The 24,548-nt window shown below is 37.1% G+C and carries 26 protein-coding genes and 1 pseudogene; 20 read left to right on the top strand and 7 right to left on the bottom strand.

The window, feature by feature from the left end; all coding sequences use genetic code 11:
• Positions 1-17 precede the first annotated feature (17 nt).
• Positions 18-272 (bottom strand): annotated as a pseudogene (locus MUB24_RS17480) (MBL fold metallo-hydrolase); the annotation flags it as partial.
• A gap of 272 nt (positions 273-544) precedes the next feature.
• Here MUB24_RS17480 and MUB24_RS17475 point away from each other — a divergent pair.
• Positions 545-727 carry a hypothetical protein gene (locus MUB24_RS17475; RefSeq protein WP_244706355.1) on the top strand — a complete coding sequence of 61 codons (183 nt, stop codon included), beginning with the start codon at positions 545-547 and terminating at the stop codon, positions 725-727.
• A gap of 132 nt (positions 728-859) precedes the next feature.
• On the opposite strand, the gene MUB24_RS17470 is transcribed toward MUB24_RS17475, so the two are convergent.
• Positions 860-982, bottom strand: a complete 123-nt coding sequence (locus tag MUB24_RS17470; RefSeq protein ID WP_244706354.1) for a YjcZ family sporulation protein — start codon at positions 980-982, stop codon at positions 860-862.
• Between the two features lie 257 nt (positions 983-1,239).
• On the opposite strand from MUB24_RS17470, the gene MUB24_RS17465 reads away from it, so the two are divergent.
• Entirely contained in the window at positions 1,240-1,731 is a 492-nt protein-coding gene (locus MUB24_RS17465; RefSeq protein ID WP_244706352.1) for a spore coat protein, read from the top strand.
• 281 nt (positions 1,732-2,012) lie between these two features.
• Entirely contained in the window at positions 2,013-2,582 is a 570-nt protein-coding gene (locus MUB24_RS17460; protein WP_244706350.1) for a YkoP family protein, read from the top strand.
• Between the two features lie 145 nt (positions 2,583-2,727).
• Here MUB24_RS17460 and MUB24_RS17455 read toward each other — a convergent pair whose 3' ends face one another.
• Positions 2,728-3,579, bottom strand: a complete 852-nt coding sequence (locus MUB24_RS17455; protein ID WP_244706348.1) for a metallophosphoesterase — start codon at positions 3,577-3,579, stop codon at positions 2,728-2,730.
• A gap of 143 nt (positions 3,580-3,722) precedes the next feature.
• On the opposite strand from MUB24_RS17455, the gene MUB24_RS17450 reads away from it, so the two are divergent.
• Positions 3,723-4,622, top strand: a complete 900-nt coding sequence (locus MUB24_RS17450; protein WP_244706346.1) for a glycoside hydrolase domain-containing protein — start codon at positions 3,723-3,725, stop codon at positions 4,620-4,622.
• 74 nt (positions 4,623-4,696) lie between these two features.
• Complete coding sequence (locus tag MUB24_RS17445; protein ID WP_244706344.1) at positions 4,697-5,437, top strand: YqjF family protein; 741 nt, start codon at positions 4,697-4,699, stop codon at positions 5,435-5,437.
• 31 nt (positions 5,438-5,468) lie between these two features.
• Here the strand turns inward: MUB24_RS17445 and MUB24_RS17440 are convergent, their stop codons facing one another.
• Positions 5,469-6,641 carry a hypothetical protein gene (locus MUB24_RS17440; RefSeq protein ID WP_244706342.1) on the bottom strand — a complete coding sequence of 391 codons (1,173 nt, stop codon included), beginning with the start codon at positions 6,639-6,641 and terminating at the stop codon, positions 5,469-5,471.
• A gap of 238 nt (positions 6,642-6,879) precedes the next feature.
• Here MUB24_RS17440 and MUB24_RS17435 point away from each other — a divergent pair, with 238 nt between their 5' ends.
• From MUB24_RS17435 to guaA, 8 genes are all read left to right on the top strand, one after another.
• Positions 6,880-7,470 (top strand): HAD hydrolase-like protein, encoded by a 591-nt coding sequence (locus MUB24_RS17435; protein ID WP_244706340.1) that lies wholly within the window; start codon positions 6,880-6,882, stop codon positions 7,468-7,470.
• On the top strand, positions 7,467-8,030 hold the full coding sequence (locus MUB24_RS17430) for a cysteine hydrolase family protein (RefSeq protein ID WP_244706338.1): 564 nt from the start codon (positions 7,467-7,469) through the stop codon (positions 8,028-8,030). Before MUB24_RS17435 ends, MUB24_RS17430 begins: the two co-directional genes overlap by 4 nt.
• 12 nt (positions 8,031-8,042) lie before the next feature.
• The gene (locus tag MUB24_RS17425) at positions 8,043-9,509 is read left to right on the top strand and encodes a nicotinate phosphoribosyltransferase (protein WP_244706336.1); all 1,467 of its coding nucleotides are present in this window, start codon (positions 8,043-8,045) and stop codon (positions 9,507-9,509) included.
• A gap of 38 nt (positions 9,510-9,547) precedes the next feature.
• The gene (nadE, locus tag MUB24_RS17420) at positions 9,548-10,375 is read left to right on the top strand and encodes an ammonia-dependent NAD(+) synthetase (RefSeq protein ID WP_244706334.1); all 828 of its coding nucleotides are present in this window, start codon (positions 9,548-9,550) and stop codon (positions 10,373-10,375) included.
• A 371-nt stretch (positions 10,376-10,746) separates the two neighbouring features.
• Positions 10,747-11,706, top strand: a complete 960-nt coding sequence (locus tag MUB24_RS17415) for an AAA family ATPase (RefSeq protein ID WP_244706367.1) — start codon at positions 10,747-10,749, stop codon at positions 11,704-11,706.
• Positions 11,703-12,917 (top strand): DUF58 domain-containing protein, encoded by a 1,215-nt coding sequence (locus MUB24_RS17410; RefSeq protein ID WP_244706333.1) that lies wholly within the window; start codon positions 11,703-11,705, stop codon positions 12,915-12,917. Before MUB24_RS17415 ends, MUB24_RS17410 begins: the two co-directional genes overlap by 4 nt.
• Positions 12,914-15,124, top strand: coding sequence for a transglutaminase TgpA family protein (locus tag MUB24_RS17405; protein WP_244706331.1), 2,211 nt, complete (start codon positions 12,914-12,916; stop codon positions 15,122-15,124). The genes MUB24_RS17410 and MUB24_RS17405 overlap by 4 nt, the downstream gene beginning before the upstream one ends.
• Before the next feature lie 227 nt (positions 15,125-15,351).
• Complete coding sequence (gene guaA, locus MUB24_RS17400; protein WP_244706329.1) at positions 15,352-16,905, top strand: glutamine-hydrolyzing GMP synthase; 1,554 nt, start codon at positions 15,352-15,354, stop codon at positions 16,903-16,905.
• Positions 16,906-17,688: 783 nt separating this feature from the next.
• Here guaA and MUB24_RS17395 read toward each other — a convergent pair.
• Positions 17,689-18,741, bottom strand: a complete 1,053-nt coding sequence (locus MUB24_RS17395) for an HpaII family restriction endonuclease (protein WP_244706327.1) — start codon at positions 18,739-18,741, stop codon at positions 17,689-17,691.
• Between the two features lie 152 nt (positions 18,742-18,893).
• Between MUB24_RS17395 and MUB24_RS17390 the strand changes: the two genes are divergently transcribed.
• Positions 18,894-20,039, top strand: a complete 1,146-nt coding sequence (locus tag MUB24_RS17390; RefSeq protein ID WP_244706325.1) for a DNA cytosine methyltransferase — start codon at positions 18,894-18,896, stop codon at positions 20,037-20,039.
• Between the two features lie 361 nt (positions 20,040-20,400).
• Here the strand turns inward: MUB24_RS17390 and MUB24_RS17385 are convergent, their stop codons facing one another.
• A complete protein-coding gene (locus MUB24_RS17385; protein WP_244706323.1) occupies positions 20,401-20,907 on the bottom strand; it encodes an ImmA/IrrE family metallo-endopeptidase in 507 nt (168 codons plus the stop codon).
• Positions 20,908-20,975: 68 nt separating this feature from the next.
• The gene (locus MUB24_RS17380) at positions 20,976-21,323 is read right to left on the bottom strand and encodes a helix-turn-helix domain-containing protein (protein WP_244706321.1); all 348 of its coding nucleotides are present in this window, start codon (positions 21,321-21,323) and stop codon (positions 20,976-20,978) included.
• A 171-nt stretch (positions 21,324-21,494) separates the two neighbouring features.
• Here MUB24_RS17380 and MUB24_RS17375 point away from each other — a divergent pair, with 171 nt between their 5' ends.
• From MUB24_RS17375 to MUB24_RS17350, 6 genes are all read left to right on the top strand, one after another.
• Positions 21,495-21,728 (top strand): helix-turn-helix domain-containing protein, encoded by a 234-nt coding sequence (locus tag MUB24_RS17375; protein ID WP_244706320.1) that lies wholly within the window; start codon positions 21,495-21,497, stop codon positions 21,726-21,728.
• A 34-nt stretch (positions 21,729-21,762) separates the two neighbouring features.
• Positions 21,763-22,005, top strand: coding sequence for a hypothetical protein (locus MUB24_RS17370; protein WP_244706318.1), 243 nt, complete (start codon positions 21,763-21,765; stop codon positions 22,003-22,005).
• Between the two features lie 647 nt (positions 22,006-22,652).
• Entirely contained in the window at positions 22,653-23,219 is a 567-nt protein-coding gene (locus MUB24_RS17365) for a hypothetical protein (protein ID WP_244706316.1), read from the top strand.
• A gap of 20 nt (positions 23,220-23,239) precedes the next feature.
• On the top strand, positions 23,240-23,740 hold the full coding sequence (locus MUB24_RS17360; protein ID WP_244706314.1) for an antirestriction protein ArdA: 501 nt from the start codon (positions 23,240-23,242) through the stop codon (positions 23,738-23,740).
• A gap of 49 nt (positions 23,741-23,789) precedes the next feature.
• Positions 23,790-24,182, top strand: coding sequence for a DUF961 family protein (locus MUB24_RS17355; RefSeq protein WP_244706312.1), 393 nt, complete (start codon positions 23,790-23,792; stop codon positions 24,180-24,182).
• A 71-nt stretch (positions 24,183-24,253) separates the two neighbouring features.
• Positions 24,254-24,502 (top strand): hypothetical protein, encoded by a 249-nt coding sequence (locus tag MUB24_RS17350; RefSeq protein WP_244706310.1) that lies wholly within the window; start codon positions 24,254-24,256, stop codon positions 24,500-24,502.
• Positions 24,503-24,548 lie beyond the last annotated feature (46 nt).

The raw sequence follows: 24,548 nt of genomic DNA, 5'->3' as shown, positions 1-24,548 counted from the left end.
TAACAGCCAAAAATAGATCAATTGACATACTTTCCATAATCGGGAATGGCCAGTTGATCAAATTCATTGACCAATTTATTTAAACTTTGCATTAGTATTTCACCCTTCATGGGCATCCCATGACCGACAATTGCTGCAGTTGGGTTTAAAGCGGCTAGCTTTTTTACCGATTCCCGGGCAGCTTCCCAATCAGTCGTTAAATATCTTGGAGGGCCATTGATTTCTTGCTCCTCTTTGTCTACATAGGTATAGTGTTCTCTTGGGATAAAAAATCATACTATCCTCTTCCTTACTCTAAATCGATTGGTTAATACTGCTAGGTAAGACTTAAGGAAAAGGGACAATACTATAAGATGATGTTCAAAAAGTCCGGTAAAAAGACATAAGCGAATTTCTTCGTTGGCTTGTTTCTCCGCTGCTCATGTATTTAAAAGCATACATTCTGCTGCTCGAAACGACGTCGCCTCGAACTTCTTGGTCCTTTTTATCCTCCTTTTTGAACACGCACTATAAAGGCTTAAGCAAAAGAAAGGATGATATTAGAATGAAAAGGAATATACAAGTTCTGCCCATTATTGCTTCCGTAGGAATTGGAGCTGCTGCTTATAGCATGATGACCGGACGCGGAGGTCAACTGCAAAATATGATTCCCCAATTATCCGGTATGAATCAACAAGGTGGAAGTAACCAACAAAACCAAGCATCTTCACTCACAAACATGCAATAAGAAAGCCCCGTTTTATGGGGATAAACGGCGTTGCGATATTAATCGCAACGCCGTTCTGTCCCACATCCTATGGGCGTCAAAAACAAAAACCCGGGATGGTTTTCCATTCCGGGTTTTGCCTGCTTAAGTTTTTTAATAATATCCACCATAACCACCATATCCACCGGCAAAACCACCGGCTCCAACAATAATTAAGAGGATAAACAAAACAACGATTAGCGCGAAACCTCCGCCAAATCCGAATCCCTCAGACATTTAACCAACACCTCCTAAAAATCTTACAGTATTACCATATGTAAAAATAATAAAGGCGGAAGGACAAATGCCTAAAGAATGATTTCCCTTATAAAAATATATAAATGAACCAAAATATTGAACCCTTCTAATTTATTAAAAAACATCGAATTTTTTGACTTTTTACAAAGTTAAGCCCAAATTGGCTAGGTGGAATAACCAATTTCATTCGACTTGAATAAGGTGATGGCAGAGCCTAAAAAATGGAGGTATGGAGAATGTCTTTAGAAGAAAGAAAAACGCTTGCTTGGCATGAAACATTGGAAATTCATGAATTGACAGCAGCTCAATCAAGCGGATTAATGAAACTTAAAAAGTCAGTTGGGAAAATAGATGATTCCGAGTTGCAAAAAATCTACAAAAAAGCAATTGCAGACACGGAGCTGAACCTAAACGAATTGATTCGATTTTATCCGTCTGCCCCTGTTTCCTCAAGCAGGGAGGAGCTAGATCGTCAAGATATCGGATTTTATTCGGGAGAATTGCTTACATTCAGCAAAACATTAGTACGGAGTTACGCTGTTGCCATTACAGAAACAGCCACACCGATAGTAAGGAAAACATTGACCAATCAGCTTTTAAGAGCGATTCAATGTCATGAAAGGATTTTTAATTATATGTATAAAAAAGGTCTTTATCCAGCTTATGATCTGGAGGCATTATTGAATAATGACCTGAAAAACGCTAAAAAAGCTTTGGACATGAATTAATTTCGAAGCTCTATCCTGTGTTAAATTTCATTCAATGGGAATGTAGGTCAATAGGAAGTAGATGATGCAGACGAAGACAAGCGGACGTGGCGATCTTAGTCTGCATTCCTCTATTTCGCATGGCTAAGAACAATGTTTTTTTCCCTGTCACTCTTCATTTTCTTTACTATTTGATCCGTTTTATTCTCCATTCGTTCATTTTCATCCTTAAATTTCTATTTTAAAAATCCGCAAAGTTAACATCCTAAGTAATGTGAATGAACTGAAAGGAGTAAGAGCAAGTGTTAATACGTACGTTTTTTTTAACGATTTGGACTGTTTTAGACCCGATCTATTTTTCGTGTACCCGTCTTCAGTACATTTGTCCCGAGAGAAAAAGGAATGGCATTTTCCGGGTAAGGCTAACCAGATATAAGGGGAAAGATATCGTCCTGTCAGACGGTATCAAGATTTGCAAAAATGATCTTATGCTTAAAATTCATTTATATAATGTAAGGCTATTACAGGATTTTTCTGACAATAAAAATGATTTAGCAAAGGGGAGAGCGGTTTTTAAACAAATTCTGGAATCAATGCCTCTTTTGGCTGCCTATATTGTGAACCATCCGGAGGAGGCAAAGATAAAAGGGGTTATCGGGATCACCCTCATTAACAAAGGCTACCGTCCATTAGGCTTTGAATGTATGACCCCTGAAAATAAATTTTACACCTGGTTTAAAAAAGCAACACAGATCCCAATCTATCTACTATCTTCTTCAAAAGTATCTATTGCAAACATAAAAAAACATCATCCCGTTTACTTAATGATGTCTAAAGATAAGCTATTTTCTTTATACAAGCGACCCGTTTAGCTAGAGCACAATCAAATATAAGGTGAAACTTCAATCAGTAAGAGGGGGCTAGGCCTACAAGATGTAAATCATGCTGACGCAGACATGCGGTCTTGCGTTCCCCCATTTCCCCACCGATAAAATAAACCGTGTGTCATGGACTTACTTAGGTCGCGATCAGTACATTCTTATGAGCAACCGCCAATGATAATTGATGCAAAGTAATTTCAGGCCGGCTGCCTATACGGATATTAACACCTGTTTGACCTAGCCCTTCACTAATATAAAATGGCTTTCCATCAAGCTTATGGAACCCTTTTATGATATTCTTTCTTGCTAGTTCTCCCATTTTCCTAAGATGGTATGCTTTCGGGTAACAAATTTGCCCTCCATGGAAATGCCCGCTAAGCAAATAATCAAAATGGTATCGTTTCATATGCAGAACAATAGTTGGATCATGGGTCAATACTAGATTTGTTCCCGCTTGAATCCCTTTATAGGAAGCCTCCAAGCTACTTCGATCCGTGCTAAAGTCATCTATTCCAATGATATTAAGTGGATGTCCATCAATCATAATGACGTCATTTTCATTTTGCAAAACCATACAGTTATATTGTTTAAGTGTGGCGACTAATGTTTGTAAGTCTTGACCACGCAAAACATAATCATGGTTCCCTAAAACGGCATAAATCCCATATTTCGTATTTAATTCGTTCAATCTTTTTAAATAAGGGACAAGTTTAGGAATGGTACGTTTTCGGTCGAGGAAATCACCTGTTAGGGCAATCAGATCGATCGGCTCATCTTTTAATTTTTTATATAGTTCATCAGGGGAAATAGAAATATTTTCGAGGTGCAAATCCGAGAGTTGCAGAATATTTAATTTCGGACTATCTTCACTCATGGATTCTTGGTTAATGGTCACTTTATTCATCACGATCTTCTTTGTATTATTATAGGCTTTTTTGACGATATAAAAAAGAAAACCGGCTAACACAACAAAAAATAATAGTTTCAAACTCAGTCCTCCTTCCATAACACATTATACATGAAAAAGACTGTTTTTTTACATGTAATTGATGGAAAACAGAAGCAATTTTTAGTTGTATGCCGTCCCCTTCCCTTCCTTTTTTGCATATGAAGGAAGTAGGAGGGGAAATTATGGGGAAGAAAAGTGACTTTTCCATAGCTGTCATACTTCTGGTTGTGATGATCCCACTATTCTTTTTTATGGTCAAAAATATGGATTGGACAATTGGACAGGACCATGAATGGAATCAAGGTAGAGAGGAAGACCAACAAAAGGATCAGGATAAAAATGGTGGAAGTGAAGAAAATAAAGAGGATCAGACAGACGGAAAAGATAAAGATAAAGGCGAAGACAAGAATAAAGCCGATGAAAATCAAAATAAGGAAAAAATCATATGGGGCGTCGATTCCGCAAGTCGTACAACGGAGGAATTGTATGTTTGTGTGAATGAACAATTTGGGGAACCAAAAATATGGGGAAGATATCTTGGGAGCAAAGAAGATGTATCACAAGGGATGTCGAAAGAAGAAGTCAATTATTTGCATGAGCAAGGCACGAAGATTCTTCCCATCTATAATCACTTTTCCAAAGCAGAGGGATATGATCATGGCATAGAATTAGCCGAACATGCTATTTCACTTGCGCAGGAAATTGGACTCCCAAAAGAAAAAGTCATTTTTGCTGATATTGAACCAGATTATCCGGTAGACGCAAAATTTATTCAAGGTTGGTACGATGGAATAAAAAAATCTCCCTATCATCCGGGGATCTATGGCATTTTTGCGGAGGAACAACCATTATTCGAGGTTTATGAACAAGCTGTAAAGGATAAAAAGGAATTAGGGGAGCAAATGATCATCTGGTCGGCCCACCCCCAACTGGAAGTAACGGCCAAAGAGAAAGCTCCTGAATATCAGCCAAATGGCCCCAAAGGCAGCTTGATATTGGGGTGGCAATACGGAATCGATGCAAAAGAATGTAATATTGATACCAACTTATTCAAAGACGAAATCATGAAATATTTATGGTAAGGCTGGTATTAGACCAGTCTTTTTTGAAAGGTAAGAAATACTCTCTATATAAAAGTGTAATTAGGAGGTAACTTATGCATAAAGCTTTTTTGGAAACAAATCAGCGTCCCTTTCCTTTACCTGAAAGCCGCTGGTTAATGACACAGACTTGGAACCATCTTCTCTTTTGTCACTGGCCGATAGACGAAAAAGTCATTCAGCCACTGATTCCCCCTGAATTCGAATTGGACAAGTTTGCAGGAAAAGCTTGGCTCGGTGTTATCCCCTTTCAAGTGACAGATATGCGCATTCGAGGATTACCTAAACCTCCTTATCTACACACCTATCTGGAATTAAACATTCGCACTTATGTGACGTATAAAGGGACACCTGGCATTTATTTTCTTGCATTAGATGCCGATAAGTGGTCGGCTGTATGGGGTGGAAAAATAGGAGCGTTGCTTCCATATCGTAAAGCGAACATGGAAATGCAGGAAAGAAAGAATAGGATTCATTTCCAAAGCAAGCCGCTCGATCCTAGTCAAAAAGAAAGAACACTATCTATACAATATCAACCGATCTCTGAGTCTTATTCACCAACAACAGATAGCTTGGAATATTGGCTATTTGAACGCTATTGTTTTTTTATACTATTCAAGAATAGGGTTTTTCGCGGAGATATTCATCATAACCATTGGAAAGTGAGCCAAGCAGTAGCAAAGATTGATCAACCATTTTTCTTCACTTTATTTCAAAATCGCCATGATGCGCCTTTATTTCATTATACACGAAAAAAACAAGCTTTTATGTGGATGCTAAATAAAGTTGAATCATAAAAAACAGTTTCAAGGTTATTTTTTAAAATGGCTAAATATCGATATCATTCACTGAAAAAACTTTTAGTATGGATCTGCATAAAATAACTCTTTTCATCTGAACAAGGAAATTTGTCCTTGCCGAACGAGGTACCAGCGAAGTGTTTGGCTGTGCCCGAAAACGTGAAAAAAGCCGAACGAGGTAACAGCGAGGTGCTTGGCTGTGCCCGAAAACGTGAAAAAAGCCGAACGAGGTAACGGCGAAGCGCCTGGCTGTGCCCGAAAACGCGGAAAAAGTAGAAAGAGGTAACGGCGAAGCGTTTGGCTGTGCCCGAAAACGTGAAAAAAGCCGAACGAGGTAACAGCGAAGCGGTTGGCTGTGCCCGAAAACGTGAAAAAAGCCGAACGAGGTAACAACGAAGCGCTTGGCTGTGCCCGAAAACGTGAAAAAAGCCGAAAGAGGTACCAGCGAAGCGCTTGGCTGTGCCCGAAAACGTGAAAAAAGCCGAACGAGGTAACAACGAAGCGCCTGGCTGTGCCCGGAAACGCGGAAAAAGTAGAAAGAGGTAACGGCGAAGCGTTTGGCTGTGCCCGGAAACGCGGAAAAAGTAGAAAGAGGTAACGGCGAAGCGTTTGGCTGTGCCCGGAAACGCGGAAAAAGTAGAAAGAGGTAACGGCGAAGCGCCTGGCTGTGCTCGAAAACGCGAAAAAAGCCGAACGAGGTACCAGCGAAGCGCTTGGCTGTGCCCGAAAACGCGGAAAAAGTAGAAAGAGGTACCAGCGAAGCGTTTGGCTGTGCCCGAAACCGCGAAAAAAGCCGAACGAGGTACCAGCGAAGCGCCTGGCTGTGCCCGAAAACGCGGAAAAAGTAGAAAGAGGTACCAGCGAAGCGCTTGGCTGTGCCCGAAAACGTGAAAAAAGCCGAACGAGGTAACGGCGAAGCGCTTGGCTGTGCCCGAAAACGCGGAAAAAGTAGAAAGAGGTACCAGCGAAGTGTTTGGCTGTGCCCGAAACCGCGAAAAAAGCCGAACGAGGTAACGGCGAAGCGTTTGGCTGTGCCCGAAAACGCGGAAAAAGTAGAAAGAGGTAACGGCGAAGCTCCTAGCTGTGCCCGAAAACGTGAAAAAAGCCGAACGAGGTAACGGCGAAGCGGTTGGCTGTGCCCGAAATCGCGGAATAAACTAAAAGAGGTCTCAACGAATATAGACCGTGTTAATAATTCCATTCAGGGGTAATCGGTGGTGGTTTATAATCGTTTAATCTGAGAGGGTGAGTGTGTTAAGGCCATTTTCATTACCATCTTTATGATCCTAATTGCCATTACTTTTTTACCCTTACTCGATGATAAAAGCTTCAGAAGAGAAAATTCCTCTTGTTTTTTAGTAAATTTAAACATTAAAATACGTTTATGGGTGAAATATGGTAATCTAACATTATATAATATAAAATAGGTGGAATTTTAATTGAGAATATTATGGGATTTAGATGGAACGATTTTTAATACGTATCCAGCCATACTGAACAGCTTTTGCACGGTTTATGAGGAGGTGCATGGAAAACGGGTGGACGAAACGGAAGCATTACGATGGCTAAAAAGAACTTCTAAAGAAGCATTTGCTCATTTTGGTATTTCCGAGCGTTATCGGGGACGATTTAAAGAGCTGGATCATGCTGGAGCAGAAACAGGGAGCTCTCCGTTTGATGGAATTGAAGATATTTTATCGGCTGCGGAAGTGAATGTAATTGTGACACATCGTACCCAAGCATCGACAAAAGAATTGCTAGAAAAGTGGCAGCTTCTACAGTATTTTGCTGAGATCGTGAGTCCTGATGATGATGGATTTCCCCGAAAACCTGAAGTCGATGCGTATCAATATTTACATCACAAATATCATTTGGATTGGGCGATTGGGGACCGTGCCCTTGATTTGATCCCTGCGAAGGCCGTTGGCTTGAAAACATGTGCATTTCAAAACGCAGATATTGAAGCAGATCTTCATATTGAAGAATATACAGATTCGGTCCTGAGTATGTTAAGGAGGCATATGGAATGAAAAAGCGAGCTTTACTCAATGTCGATTATACCTATGACTTTGTTGCTTCAGACGGAAAACTGACATGCGGGAAACCAGGACAGGAAATTGAGGCGGCGATTGTCCAATTGACAGAGGACTTTCAAGAGGCGGGAGATTTTATTGTTTTGGCGATTGATAAACACGAAGAGCAAGATCCTTATCATCCGGAAGCGAAGCTTTTTCCAGAGCATAATGTGGCTGGAACAGCAGGTCGAGAGCTATATGGATCTCTGCAAAAATGGTATGAACGGAATAAGCAAGCAGAGAATGTTTACTATATGGATAAAACGAGATACAGTGCTTTTGCAGGGACAGATTTGGAAATAAAACTGCGGGAACGTGGGATTGAGGAAGTTCATATTGTAGGAGTGTGTACGGATATTTGTGTCTTGCATACAGCGATCGATGCGTATAATAAAGGCTTCAGCATTGTCATTTATTCTGATGCTGTTGCTAGTTTTAACGAAGCCGGCCATGAATGGGCCTTGACACATTTCACCAATACATTAGGAGCTAAAGTAACCGTTGTTACTAGTTAGAGGGGAATCGATATGAATCATTACTATCAAGATGACAGTTTTACATTACATACAGACTTATATCAAATTAATATGGCAGAATCCTACTGGCGTGATGGTATTCATAACCGTAAGGCTGTCTTCGATTTGTATTTTCGGAAGTTACCTTTTTCCAATGGGTATGCCATTTTTGCAGGTTTGGAAAGAATTGTTCAATATATAGAGGATTTTCGTTTTAGTGAATCAGATATTGCCTATTTGCGAGATGAATTACATTATGAAGCAGATTTTCTTGAATTTTTACAAGGGCTGCGGTTTACGGGAACGATCCGCTCGATGAAGGAAGGGGAAGTTGTTTTTCACAATGAACCGATTATGCAGGTAGAGGCACCGTTGGCAGAAGCTCAATTGGTGGAAACAGCTTTACTTAACATTGTGAACTACCAAACATTGATTGCCACAAAGGCATCAAGGATTCGTCAGGTTGTCAATGATGAATTGGCTCTTGAATTTGGTACAAGAAGGGCTCAGGAAATGGATGCGGCCATTTGGGGGACGAGAGCAGCGTTTATTGGCGGTTTTAATGGAACAAGTAATGTCAGAGCGGGGAAAATTTTCGGCTTGCCTGTTTCAGGGACACATGCTCACTCAATGGTCCAGGCCTATCATGATGATTATACCGCTTTTAAAAAATATGCAGAAACTCATCGAGATTGTATCTTCCTCGTCGATACGTATGATACTTTACGATCCGGAGTCCCAGCCGCCATTAAAGTGGCGAAAGAGTTTGGAGATAAAATTAATTTTAAGGGGATCCGCTTAGATAGTGGAGATATGGCCTTTTTATCAAAAGAAGCGCGGAAAATGTTAGATGGAGCTGGCTTGAAAGAAGCGAAAATATTCGCCTCCAGTGATCTTGATGAATATACGATTCTGCATCTTAAGGCACAGGGGGCCAAAATTGATTCATGGGGAGTAGGGACAAAGCTGATTACGGCTTATGACCAGCCCGCTTTAGGAGCGGTATATAAACTTGTAGCGATCGAAAATGAACAGGGAGAAATGATGGATACCATCAAAATCTCCAGTAATGCTGAAAAAGTTTCCACACCAGGTAGAAAAAAGGTTTATCGAATTGTGAATCGGTCTAATCATAAATCAGAAGGGGATTATATTACGCTGTGGGATGAAAAGCCGGAAGAGGAAGAGCGTTTGAAAATGTTTCATCCTATTCACACATACATCAGCAAATTTGTAACAGACTTTGAGGCGGTCAATTTACATCATGTTATTTTTGAGAATGGGAAACGTATGTATGAGTTACCAGCGCTAGTAGATATTCAAGCCTATGCCAAAGAAGCTTTACAACTATTATGGGATGAATACAAAAGATCATTGAATCCTGAAGGATATCCTGTCGATCTCAGCCAAAAATGCTGGGATAATAAAATGGAAAATATAAAGAAAGTGAAGGATGAAGTAAGTCAATTTAAGAAGTAATGGTGTAAAACCAATTCAGTTACCCGGGAGGTTTTATCATGGACACGCTGCAAAAGGAAATTATTAAAGAGTTAAAAGTAAAGCCACACATCGACCCGAAAGAGGAAATTCGCAAGAGCATTGATTTTATGAAAGCTTATATGAATCAATATGGCTTCTTTAATGGGTTTGTATTAGGGATTTCTGGTGGACAGGACTCCACCCTGGTTGGTAGATTAGCACAGATGGCGGTGGATGAATTAAACCAAGAACGGCAGGATGATAAGTATCAATTTATCGCTGTAAAATTGCCATATGGAATACAGGCGGATATGAAAGATGTGGAGGATGCGATTGCATTTATCCATCCGAGTCAGGTCTATGAGGTAAATATTAAGCAAGCCGTCGATGCTAGTGTCAAAGCGATTCAAGACGCTGGTATTACGATCAGTGATTTTACGAAAGGAAATGAAAAAGCGCGTGAACGCATGAAAGTGCAATATAGTATCGCGGCGCATTTTAACGCGATTGTGTTAGGGACCGATCATGCTGCAGAAGCTTTGCCAGGATTTTTCACAAAATATGGAGATGGTGGTGCAGATTTGGTCCCCATTTATCGCTTAAATAAACGGCAAGGACGTGAATTGCTGAAGGAACTTGGCTGCCCAGAGCATTTGTACTTAAAAATTCCAACCGCAGACCTTGAAGATGACCGTCCCTTACTCCCAGATGAAGTCGCGCTTGGCGTTTCCTATGAGGATATTGATGATTATCTGGAAGGCAAGGAAGTAACAGAAACAGCTAAAAATACCATTGAGGCTCTTTATCGAAAATCAGCTCACAAACGTCATCTTCCTATCAGTATATTTGATGATTTTTGGAAATAAAAATAGCGAGTCACGAAAACGTCGATCAGGGAGCTCTCTTGATACCCGAACAACAAATTTAATAGCACAAAAAAAATACAGGACAGGTAAAAAGTGGTGAAAAATTCGAACCTTTTTACCTGTCATTTTTGTTATAATGAAGATGATTGGATTGAAACTGTTTTTAAAAGGTAACTAAAGCAAAAAAATTGGCTAATGTTTGGATCTAGCTCCAGGCGCCATCGGCTCGAGGTCATAAACCCGCGACAATGAAAGGAAAAAAACGCCTTTCTTAATCTCAGAACATTTGCTTGTCGACGATTACGAGTGCCTTGCGCTTTTCTTAGAGCGAATAGATGGAATAGGATAAAAAGAGAGATGGTGTGATGTCGATGAATCGTGAGAGGATGCAAACGCAAGTTAGAAAAATTATCGAAAATATTGAAAAGGTCATGATTGGTAAAACAGATATTGCAGGCTTAAGTCTTGTAGCTTTGCTAGCAGAAGGTCATGTGCTATTAGAAGATGTTCCAGGTGTAGGAAAGACGATGATGGTTCGTGCTCTAGCTAAATCAGTGAATGCTTCGTTTAAGCGTATCCAGTTTACTCCTGATTTATTGCCTTCGGATGTTTTAGGTGTATCTGTCTATAATCAAAAAGAAATGGAATTTATCTTTAGGCCAGGTCCGATCGTCGGCAATATTATTTTGGCGGACGAAATTAACCGAACCTCTCCCAAAACTCAATCAGCCCTTTTAGAAGGGATGGAGGAAAAAAGTGTAACGATTGATGGAACGACTCTGCAATTGAAAAGCCCCTTTTTTGTTATGGCCACGCAAAATCCGATTGAATATGAAGGAACATACCCGCTTCCAGAAGCTCAGCTTGATCGATTTTTATTAAAAATGAAAATGGGATATCCAGATCATTCGGAAGAAGTGGAAGTATTGACAAGAGCGCAAAAAAATACGCCTATAGAAACATTAGAACCTGTCATTTCCCTTGAGGATTTGTTAGAAATGCAGCAAAGTGTGAAAGAAGTGTATGTAGAAGAGGGGTTAAAATATTATATTGTTGAGTTGGCAAGACAAACGCGAAAACATGCGGATGTATATTTAGGTGCAAGTCCACGTGCCTCTATTGCTCTCATGAAAGCAGCTCAAGCGTATGCTTTTATAGCTGGTAGAGATTTTGTCTTACCTGATGATATTCAGTATCTCACTCCTTATGTTTTTTCTCATCGTATCATTTTAAAGGCTGAGGCAAAATATCAAGGGACCCGTTCAGAAGATGTATTGTACCGTATTCTTAACAGTACGGATGTTCCGATTAAAAGGGCTGTAAGGCAATGACGAGCAGAAAATTTAAACGGTTCCGCCGGCTTCAGTCGTTCATCGGATTTATATTATTATTTTTCCTATTAGGGATGTCTTTCGCTTATGCGATGTTCCAAGGGGGATTTGTTAGTTGGTTTATTTTTTATAGTTTTTTGCCGTTTGCCCTGTATTCGCTGTTCCTATTAGCGTATCCTCTACAGGCATTTAAAGTGAAAAGAATCATTTCGAGCCGAACATTAAAAGCCGGTGAAACGATCACGATTGAAATGATACTGAACCGAAAATTCCCTTTTCCCTTGCTATTTTTAGTAGTGGAAGATATCGTGCCGGCCACCATCCATGCGGATCGACATAAGCAAATAATTTTTCCCGGATTTAAAAGAAATATTAAGCTAAAGTATCCAATGAAAGTGTCTAGAGGCGAGCATACTTGGCAAGGATTTCGCCTCATGACCGGTGATATTCTAGGTATCCTCAAAAAAGAAAGATGGCAGGATAATCAGCAAACAATACTTGTGTATCCGCCATTCGAGGAATTAATCTATAAACCATTAGAGAGGCGATTTGAACATGGGGGAGCTGTGAATCCCATGCAATTTCAAAAGGATACTTCACTTGTTTCAGGTGTCAGGCAATATCAACCTGGTGACAGGTTTTCCTGGATTGACTGGAAGGCCTCCGCACGTACAAATGCCATGATGTCAAAGGAATTTGAAGTAAGACGGACGAATGACCTGATGATTGTTTTAGACAGAATGAATTCTGTTCATTTTGAGACTGCTGTGCAATTTGCAGCATCACTTGTGAAAACCATCCTCCAACATGGGGGGCAGGTAGGTTTTTTCTCAGCAGGAAAAGAAGTGACCTATATTCCTATTCGGGGGGAGGATGCGCAAGAGAAAGAAATTTTTCTGCATCTTGCTAAAGTGATTCCAGATAGCACGACTCATTTAGTAAATCGGATGACGAAAGAATTTTCACTTTATAAGCAACCTGCTGTGGTCGTTGTTATCACTACATCGATCGATATGCCGTTACTAGACGGACTGAACGGAGAGCAAAGAAGAAAAGGTGGAATCGTCGTTTATAATATTAAAAAGCGGGGAACTCCTGTTAGTCAAGAAGAGGTTCAATATAGCTCCCTAGCCAACCAAAGGGGAATCGTGGTAAAAACCCTTTACGAAGGTCAGTTTCGGTCGGCTTTTCTGGAGGTGTTGCAAGCATGAAACAGAAAAAAATGATCTATCTTTCCCTTACCTATTGCCTAGGATTTTTCCTATTATGGGAATGGCTACGGCCTCTAGGACAAATTACAAATACGGGAAGTATCCATTATTTTGTCTATTTTCTTCTTCTTTCTCTTTTTCTTTATTTTATCCGCATTCGCTACTGGGTCGGCTTTCTATTGAAAATTCTCTTTATCTATCTCTTTCTTTTTCTTATTTTTGGAAAAGAGAGCAGTGGGTTATTCGGGGGGAGTTATCTCGTTCTGCAAGATTGCTTGGATAATATAAAACTGTTACGAACAGGACAATTTGATGCTTTATCGGATTTATTTCGTACCGCACTCTTTTTTATTTTTATATGGATTGTCATCTATCTTTTCCAGTATTGGCTAGAAGTAAAAAGAAGAATGTTTGTCTTCCTGATCACGACGATTTTCTATATTGGTGTTCTCGATACTTTTACGAAATATGATGCAAAATGGGCGATTATCCGGATCATTTCCATTGGCTTTGTTTTACTTGGGTTATTATTTTTCCAAAGATTGATAGAAAAGGAAAATATCGTGACTCACTCCTATGCGAAATTAAAATGGGCCGTTCCTCTTGTTGCTATGATTGGGGTTAGTGTATGTATTGGCTATATTACTCCAAAGGCGGGCCCGATTTGGCCAGACCCTGTTCCATTTATACAATCACAAGCAGATAATGTTTTACCGAGAAATAACGATCTATCACGCATTGGCTATGGGGAAGATGATTCAAACTTAGGGGGTCCTTTTCTTTCGGATGATCGAGTTGTATTTGAAGCAGAAACAAGGACAAGACAATACTGGCGAGTGGAAACCAAGGATATGTATACTGGAAAAGGATGGACAACAGCGAATGATCCTGATCCACAAGGACATATTGAAACAGGTGATCTTCTAACCGTTGATCCTTTCATACATACGGGTGGTGACACCTACAAAGCAAATATTTCGATGAAAATAGTGTATCCTCATATTCTGATTCCTTATGGTTTCAACTCTGTACATGGGAATCAGGATGGATTTTTCCGATATGATCCTGTTTTAAATAAGCTCACTTCTTATAAAAGTAGAAATTCGCCTGTTGAATTGGATCAATATACCGTCGAGTATAAGAAAACTGCCTTTAGTATGAAGGAAATGCGGGAGACCGATCAGCTTCCAAATGACTCTCAATTTGAAGGAATTATGGACCAGTATACACAATTACCAACAAGCTTACCTGAAAGAGTAAGGGATTTAGCCCATGAAATTATGGGCGAGCATGATAATTGGTTTGATAAAGCGAAGGCTGTAGAGCAGTATTTTAGAAATGGGGAATTTACGTACAATCAGCAAGATGTGGCTGTGCCTGAAAAGGATCAAGATTATGTCGATCAGTTTTTATTTGAAACGAAGCAAGGGTATTGTGATAATTTCTCCACTTCAATGGTGACGTTATTACGTGCAGAGGGCATTCCTGCGCGATGGGCGAAAGGCTACGCACCAGGACGTTATATAGGAGTGGTAGAAGGTGATCCGGAAAATAGAAGATACGAAGTGACCAATAATGACGCCCATTCTTGGGTAGAGGTTTTCTTTCCAACACAGGGTTGGGTTCCATTTGAACCAACAATTGGATTTGATCATACCACTGCATACTCTTATGACGAGGAAAGCAATGAGTCTACCTCTGCTGTGTCACAAAATAATCCGACACAACCGAAGCCTCAAGAAGAAGCGGATCCTAAGGAAGAAAAGAAAAATGAACCAAAGACGGAAGTGAAAGACAAAGCGGACACCACCAAAAAGAAAGCATCTCATTTGAAAGATGATCAAATGTATTTCTTATCGATCGGGATCGGTCTTGTTTGTATCGGAGTTTTCATATTTTGGACGCGAAATAGGTGGATTCCTTATTTTCTTCTCTGGAAATACCGAAGAAAGCCGAATCAAGATGTGCTGGTGGAGGCTTATGGAAAACTACTTAAACAGTTAGAAAGATTTGGTTTAAAACGAAAGAATGGTCAAACGCTTCGTGATTTTGCTGCTTATATAGATGATCATTTTGAAACAAAAGATATGGGGATCTTAACGGAATATTATGAACGTGAAATTTACCGCGACCGATCTATTAAGCAAAATAACTGGGAAGCGACTAGGGAATTATGGGAAAATTTAATTAAAAAAACAACTAGTTGACCATAGAGCGGATTCAAGTATAAAATGAGAGAAATGAAGCAAAACCTTTTAGATGGATGTTTGAACAGTTAAAGTGTGAGCAAGTTTGCTCCTTCGAAAACTTCGAGGGAGCTTTTAAATCGTAGGATAAAGAAAGTTCATTTCTCACAAGTAAGTAATTTGAAAAGCAAAAGAGGATACTATTCATAAGCGTTCTAATAGGTAAGCAAAAATTGGAGGGGTTTGACATGCCGGGAAAAACAGAATTACATCATCAGGAAATGATTGTTGTGCTTGATTTTGGAAGCCAATATAATCAATTAATTACGAGACGAATTCGCGAATTTGGAGTTTATAGTGAATTGCATCCCCATACGATAACCGCTGAAGAAATTTCCGCGATGAATCCAAAAGGAATTATTTTATCCGGTGGACCGAATAGTGTTTATGGGGAAAATGCCTTTCGTTGTGATGATCGTCTATTTGAATTAGGGATTCCGGTTTTGGGAATTTGCTATGGAATGCAGTTAATGACCGTCCATTTTGGGGGAGCCGTTGAAAGAGCAAAAGGTAGAGAATATGGAAAAGCGACTCTGCAAATAAAAGAAGCAAGCCCGTTGTTTAAAGATCTCCCAACAGAACAAAGTGTTTGGATGAGTCATGGAGATCTCGTAAAGGAAGTCCCCACAGGTTTTTCGATTGTAGGCACAAACCCATCCTGTCCAATCGCTGCTATAAGTTGGGAGGACAAGCAATTTTATGGCGTGCAATTCCATCCGGAAGTCCGTCATTCGGTCTACGGAAATGAGATATTAAAAAACTTTGTATTTGAAATATGTGACTGTCAAGGCGATTGGTCCATGGAAAACTTCATTGAAGTGGAAATGGAAAAGATCCGTCAAGAGGTTGGCGATAAAAAAGTATTATGTGCCCTAAGTGGTGGGGTTGATTCCTCTGTAGTTGCCGTGTTGATTCATAAAGCGATCGGTGACCAATTAACCTGTATTTTCGTTGATCATGGGCTCTTGCGTAAAGGGGAAGCGGAGAGTGTCATGAAAACATTCAGTGAAGGATTTCATATGAATGTGATCAAAGTGGATGCGAAAGACCGTTTCCTTGGGAAGTTAGAGGGGGTAACAGACCCGGAGAAAAAACGGAAAATCATCGGAAATGAATTTATTTATGTATTTGATGATGAGGCGACGAAATTGAAGGGGATTGAATACCTAGCCCAAGGCACGCTTTATACGGATATTATTGAGAGTGGCACAGCCACAGCACAGACAATTAAATCCCACCATAATGTTGGGGGATTACCTGAAGATATGCAATTTGAATTGATCGAGCCGCTTAACACGTTATTTAAAGATGAGGTCAGACAATTAGGAACTGAATTGGGGATTCCCGACGAGATTGTATGGAGACAACCTTTCCCAGGTCCTGGTTTAGGGATTCGTGTACTTGGCGAGGTCACGGATGAGAAATTAGAAATTGTTCGCGAATCCGATTATATTTTACGAGAGGAAATTCGCAAGGCAGGACTAGACCGAGATATTTGGCAATACTTCACGGTTCTACCTGATATCCGAAGTGTAGGCGTAATGGGGGATGCGCGTACTTATGATCACACCATCGGCATTCGGGCCGTTACATCGATTGATGGCATGACCTCCGATTGGGCGCGAATTCCTTGGGACGTACTCGAAGTGATTTCTACGAGAATTGTGAATGAAGTAGAGCATGTGAACCGGGTTGTGTATGATATTACGAGCAAGCCACCTGCGACGATTGAGTGGGAATAAAAGGCTAACTTGATTTGAAGAGAGAATGCCTATTTAACAGCATTTGTCCGAAGCTAAATTGGGCAAAATAAATTAAAAATAAGATAGTTCCCTGCCAAAAGCCCTGCCAAGAAAAAATTTTGGCAGGGAATTTTGTTTTTACACTGAATTTTGGCAGGGAACATTTTTAGGTATCTTACGGAGTAAAAAACAATATGTTTTTTTGTAATATAAACTAGCATATTTGAAAAGAATATCATCAATGCATATCTATAAAAAATCTAATCTCAGAAAAAAGTCTTTAAAATAATGTTGAAAACCCAAATTTAAATTTTACAATAAAAAAGAAGAATCTATTTTTAAAAATATCAAAACAGATTCCTTTCCAATAAATTTCAAATTTAATTTATAATAAAAATTGATGATTATTATAGTAAATTCTTCAACTATATCTCCTTACAACGGAAGTTTTGAGAACATATATCTAGCTTGTCTTGGGCTTGAATATTAAAGTAGTATAACCAATTATAGAAGCCCCAATAAAAAGTGTATGATATCCAGATATAGCAGCTATTACTCCTGATAAGATGGAACCTATGGTTTGTCCGAGTGTAAGTATTAAAAATGGTACAACTAACCCAAACGGGATGGTTTCACTACCATGAAAGTCTTAAAAATCAGGTACTAAAATACCTTGAGTAAGTTTTAATTTACACACTTTATTTTTCAAACTCGATTTTTTTAATCAATTCAGTTTACACTCCACTAAATATACATATCATAAATCATTTATAGGGGTTGATTTCAAAATCGGATTTGCATTGTGAGATTAAATACTATTTCTCCATTCGCATCAGTTAAAAGTTGTCCTGCATTTGTACGACCAGTACTGGGAGTATCAAATTTGGTATGAGTATATAAATATTCTTTCAACCTATTTCTTTCATAAACATGATAACAAAGAACCTCTGCAGTGTCTTTTACAACAATATATCCTCCATTAGCTTCATCAAGTCCGCTCCATTCAGTTAAAGGAACCATTCCAAGAGCTATAGCAACTAAAAATTCCCTGACTTTGTATTTTATAATTCTATCATTTTCATGCGGGTTTTTTTCCAAATAAGATTGTACAACCTCGGAAATTCTTTTTCCTCTAACGAAATAAGATTCTAAAAAGATTTCTGAAATAATTTCAGGAAGACGATAATCAATCATTTGTAAGTTCTCTTTGAAAATAGTAGCAGGAATATCCTTATAAATTAAATTAAGTCCCTTTGATCTTATTTCTTCTATTCGTTTTATAACTTTACCTTTGCCCTCAATATTATTTATATCGTTGATTTCAGAATCAGATAAATTTCCAGTGAGTTTATATCTCAATATAGTTCCCCTTGAAGCATTTAATAATGTTGGGTTACTTCCAACATAAGATTTAATGCTAAAAGACAGAGTGGGTTCAAATCCAGTAAAATTATCGTGTATCTTTAGTTTGATATCACCTTTTGAATCAGATCTTTCTTTTATTGTTGTAAGATGTAATTTTTCAATAAAAGGCTCTATTTCAGGGACGGAAAAAGTTGCATTACTTGATTTAATAACTTGAAATAATTGGTGACTCATATTTTTAAAGTCTTCAATAGAAATATTGGTAACTTTACCTTCATGCTCAAAAGTAATAATTCCCCCTGTATCAATTCTGTTATATTCAATGTCATTTTTTACAGCTGATAGTATTGTGTAATAGACAGTTGCTATTTTATTCATATTCTCATCAGCAGCATAAAGTTTACCCGTGCTTAGAATTTCTAGAAAGGCATAAAACTCCGACCATTCCCCTTTATTATATCGCTTAGTCATAACTATTTCCCCCAATGTATAATTACTGATAAGTATATCATTTTTTAACCTATAATAAAAAAACGGTTGATTATTTGATTAAACGAATTGCTAAATCAAAAAAGAGAATGTATACTATAGTGAATAAAGTTTCTTGAATGGAGTGACTTGTTGTGAGAGGCGGATATAGAGAAGGAGCAGGAAGAAAAAGCATAAATAAAAAGAAAATATCGAAAAATATATATTTACCTGAAGAACTGTTAAGTAAAATTAAAAATTTAAATATTAATAATTCCAACAGTTTTAGTAAAAAATGCGTATCTTTAATAGAATATGGAATACAACACTATTCAACTGGAGAGAAGATTATGGATGAAAAGTTGAGATTTATAGATTTATTTGCAGGCATTGGAGGAATTAGAAAAGCATTTGAAGATGAAAAAACAGTTGCAGTCTTTAGTTCTGAATGGGATAAATTTGCTCAGCAGACTTATAAAGCAAATTATGGTGAAACACCAGCTGGAGATATAACAAAAATAAAAGTTGAAGATATACCTGAACATGACGTTGTATTAGCAGGATTTCCTTGTCAACCGTTCTCTATGATTGGGAAAAGGGAAGGATTTGAACATGCAACACAAGGAAATCTATTTTTTGATGTGTTGAGAATTATAACTCACCATAAACCTAAAATGATTCTATTAGAAAACGTTCCAGGGTTATTAACTATTCAAAATGGTGAAGCATTTCGAATAATCATTCGGTCATTAGAAAATGCTGGATATAATGCTTTTACAGAAGTTCTTGATGCACAGAACTTTGGATTGCCACAGATTAGAAAACGTGTAGTTATTGTAGGATTTAGAACAGATTTAAAGGTTAAATCCTTTGATTTTCCAAAGGGGGATTCTAATAGAAAGCCAATCGGAGAAATTTTAGAGGATAATCCTGAGGGATATTCAATATCGAAGCATTTACAATCTAGTTATTTATTTAAAAAAGATGATGGAAAGCCACAAATTGTAGATATGGATTCTGATATTCAAGTTAAGACTTTGGTTTCTAGTTACCATAAAATTCAGAGGTTAACTGGAACATTTGTCAAGGGTGGCGAAACGGGTATCAGGCTTTTCTCAGAGCTGGAATGTAAAAGGCTAATGGGTTTTCCTGACGATTTTGAGGTACCCGTATCGAGAACTCAAATGTATCGGCAATTTGGTAATTCTGTAGCTGTTCCCATGATGAAAGCTGTAGCTGATAAGATGAAAGAGACATTATTTAAACATAGTTCGAAAGTTAAACAACTGGAATTATTATGAAGTGTAAAATCGAAATTACTTAAAAACGCAACATTTATGTATTCGTATATTGCGTTGGATAAATTTACTATTAAAGGTTTATTAATACTTCGGCAGTAACATAGATTTTAGTGTAGAATATTTCCCCCTTAGTTTAAATCTAGTTGATATATTGGTTTAGTGAATACTACAATTATCATCTAAAAAACATACGATTTAAGTATACTCATTTGAAAGGAATAAGACTACAACTTAATTTGGAGAGAAAACGCCTATTTAACAGCATTTATCCTAATCTAAAACGGACAAAAAGGATACACATATTAATTATGTGCTATCCTCTTTTTTTTAAAAAAGAGTTTAGGTTTTAGGGATTGAACTCTTAACTTCTTTCCACACTATGTAATTTTGATATTTGTAGCTGATTTCTAAAATGAATCAATCTTTTTTCTGCAATTTCATCTGTAACGTTATATTGGTTTTTTATAAAAGGTATAGCTTCGGGTATACTTGCAATTTTATGTATTAATAATGATTTTTGTAGCATGAAAGTAGGTACACAGAAGTGTAGTGCAAAGTTATTTGCTTTCCATTCTTGATATTTGAGAAAAAGGCTATCTAAATTTATAATTTGGTTTCCATATTGAAGTAGAACATGACAAAGTTCATGTGCAAAATCTTCCCATTGTTCTTCGGGTGATAAACGTGAATCAATAATAATTTCACCTTTATAGGTTCTACTTGAAATGTTTATAAAATGAACTTTAATGTCTAGTGAATTAGCTATTTCTAAGGTGTCTAATTGTCTTGGGTGATAAATATCTAAATGTGAATAAATTTTTTTGACGGTATCTTCTAATAAAGTTGTGTGATAATTTAAATGGTTCATTAGTTATCTCCCTTCCTTAGAAACGTATGTTCTTTTTATTTTTATAAAAAAAGCTCTAAAAGTAGAGCTTAATTTTTTTTGTCTCGTTCTTTAATAAATTCCCAAAAACGTATTAATTCATCTATTTTGTCTTCTGGGGCGTTTTGTAAGTCTTTGAAGAATATTTGTGTTTTAGGGTCTAAAAATTCTTTCCACATTTCATCGGGGGAATTAGTATGTTCATTTCCTGTGATTATATAATCAATTGATGTTTCGTATATTTCTGATAATTCTTTTAAAGTGTTGAAGTCGGGCTGTCTTTTTGATGACTCGTAACTAGATAAAGTATTGTTTTTTATGCCAATTTTTTCAGCAACATCTTTTTGTTTTAGTCCTTTTTTTTCTCTTATTTTTTTTAATCTATCACCATATTTCATGTTAATGATTCTCACTTCCTTATTATATATCACTATTTTACCATTGTTTCGCCAAATGAGAACAATAATTCACAAAGAGAGAACATAATTTAAAAAATCTCTTGACTTTCTCAAAACGTGAATGTATACTTAATATAAATTCACATATAGAGAACTATTGGAGGTGTTTAGATGAAAAATAATTTAGGATTTCGTATTAAAGAATTGAGAAAAGAAAAAGGTTTAACTCAGTCTTTTGTAGCGAAAGAGTTAGGATATAAATATTCATCAATAATTAGTGAAATAGAATCGGGAAAAAAAAGTATTAGTACTGAAAATTTATTTAAGCTTGCTAAGATTTTTGATGTTGATATAAATGTTTTTTTTGAAGAAAAAGTTCTCGAAACGAGAACAAGTGTGATTTAATTCAATTATATTATTTCTAGGGGGTGAAATTCAAATGAATTTTAATGAAATGCAAAATTTGATGAAAAAGGCAGTTCCTTTGGCAAAAGAAATGGAAGGTGACTGGCAGGCTAGGATGAAGTTAGCTGTCCGAACTGTAAAGGCAGATTATTATATGCAACAGCCGATTTCGAAGGAAATTATTCAAAAGCTTTTATTGCATAATGTTTCATATCGTAGAATTTGTAAAAATTATAATATGTCAAGAAAAGGAATTTCAGCATTTGAGAACATGTAACGAGTGTGAGTTTATACCACTTAATGAATTGTTCGAAAATGCATGAAAGGAAATAATGTTCCTTGAAAACTTCATATATAAAGAGAGCGCATATGATAAATCGTAACTTATCATACACGCCAATAAAACCTAGACACTTTTATTGTAACGTGTTTTGACTGATTTGTCATTAAACGTAATCTAAGTGATGATAGCTAACACTTTTAAAAAAGCTATAGCAGTCCAAAATGAGGGTGCTAATGGTTATAAACATAACCTACTATATGTTGCCATGACCTTAATTGTGAGCAACTGATAAGCGCCGTAATGGTTCTCATAGAGCCTAGCGAATCACTTTTAGTTTTTTATTAAAAATGAAAAAGGGTGATTATCATTCTATATAGATTTGGATGTGCTTCATGCAAAAGTGAATTTGTTATTTCATTTGTAGAAGAATCATTAAATGATGTTTTGCCAGTTTTAATTTGTCCGATTTGCGGTTCTAAAAAGTCGGAGGGTTTTGTAGGTGAAGGGAATGAAATTGATAAAGATTTAAGAAATAATCTAGGATGTTTATTACCTAATCCGATTTATGTTAAGAATAGACCTTCTGTATTTAAAGTGTAGGATTATTAATTGAATATGAAGGTAGGTGAATAAGTGAAATCATGAAATTAAATGACCTTTTGAAAGAAAATAAAATAGTGGCATTTGGTTTTCCAGCAGTGAGAGATTTAGTGCGATACGATAATAAAGAATCAGATAACACTATTATTATTTCTACACTTGCTCCCTCCCTTTTGGTAGGGTATGGGGTGAATGAATACTATGGATTGGATTTGCCTAGAGATAAAACATTTCATACTGGGTTAGATATTATCAAAGCTGATATAAACGTATTTAAATATCGTTTAACTGCTTTAGAAATTTATCCGTGGGAAATGAAAAATAATTTTATTATTGCAAGTCGTCACATGGGGACTGTTGAAATATTAAAAAGGGAATTTCCATTTTTGCAGAATGCACCAGTATTCGAACGTGTTGAAGTAGATGATATTAAAGGGAAACATGTTTATGGTACATTGCCCTATCATTTAATAACAGAATGTGATTTGTATACAGCGGTTACTATTAGAGGATTTGATAATGCAAAAGATGGTGATTTGATGGGAAAAGAATTAAAAGAACGTATTCAAATTGCTGAAAATCCTATTATGTTAGAGATGATTGAATGAATTGTGAGAGGTGATGAGTGATGGAAATGCGTGTTTATATATCTAATCTCGGCAAATATAATGAAGGTGAACTTGTAGGTGATTGGTTTACACCTCCAATTAATATGGAAGAAGTAAAAGAGCGCATTGGCTTAAATGGTGATTATGAAGAAATTGCTATTCACGATTACGAATTGCCATTTGAGATTGATGAATATACACCTATAAATGAGATTAATCGTTTGTGTGCAATGATTGAAGAAATTCAAGGCACACCTATTTATCATGAATTAAAAGCAATGATAGGCTATTGGTTTAGTGATTTAGAAGAATTGTTGGAAAATGTAGATGATATTATCTGTTATTCTGATTGTCATTCTATGGAGGATGTTGCACGTTACTTTGTGGAAGAAACAGGACTGCTTGGAGAAGTTCCAACTAATTTACAATCCTATATTGATTATTATGCGTTTGGTCGTGATATGGAATTGGAAGGAAACTTCCTTGTTACTTCTCATGGTGTATTTGAGTACAATAATTAAAAAAATCGGGAAATTTAAATATTGAAAACAATTAAGGGAGAGATTTTGAATGGAATTTAAAACTGGAATTATACCTAACGAATTAACTTTTGGAGACTTGTTTTTTATGGGATTGAAAAGAGAGAAGATGTTTTTTGATCGAGATAAGAATGAAAGAACGGATAAACTAGAATCAAGGGTTTATAATCTTGCTTCATCCACTCAAAAAGAACAAATTGAAGTGACTATACCGGAATATGTTGATTTAAAAGAGATTGATTTTAACAAACAGGTTAATTTAAAAAATCCTGTCATTAAAGCAAGAGCGCAAGCAAATGGAAACTTTGCTAATGTCATCTGGACAGTGGAAGCTGAAGATATTATTGAGGTAGGAAGTTCTGGTGGTGTGAAAAAGAATGAACCTAACAAAGAACCAGTAGGAGTAGGTGGGGAAAAGAAATAATAGATTAGTAGCGTGCTAGTTATAAATTAATTGGCACGCTTTTTCTTTAAAAGTGAAAGTGAGGAATGAAAATGACAATAAGTATTGATGGAAAGATGCATCGAACATTCCTTTACATTAAATTTGGTCAAGACTTTCCGAGAAAATATTCAAATAGAAAACTCTATATATCCGGTGTAGGTGACGTGTTGGTTTATATCACGGATGTTGGGGTCCCGCAGTGGACAGAAAAAATGACAGTGAAAATTAAAATATGGTATTACATCACACAGATTTATAGAGAAGAACCGAAGAAAAATAAATTAACCTTAGTGAAATAATGTTTACCTCGCAATAAAAAGAAGGTGAAAAAGATAGAATTTCTGA

It is taken from the genome of Lederbergia sp. NSJ-179, from assembly GCF_022867885.1.
GTDB lineage: Bacteria > Bacillota > Bacilli > Bacillales > Bacillaceae_C > Lederbergia.
Note: the sequence above shows the minus strand (reverse complement) of the source record. Positions and strands in the feature narration are given on the sequence as shown.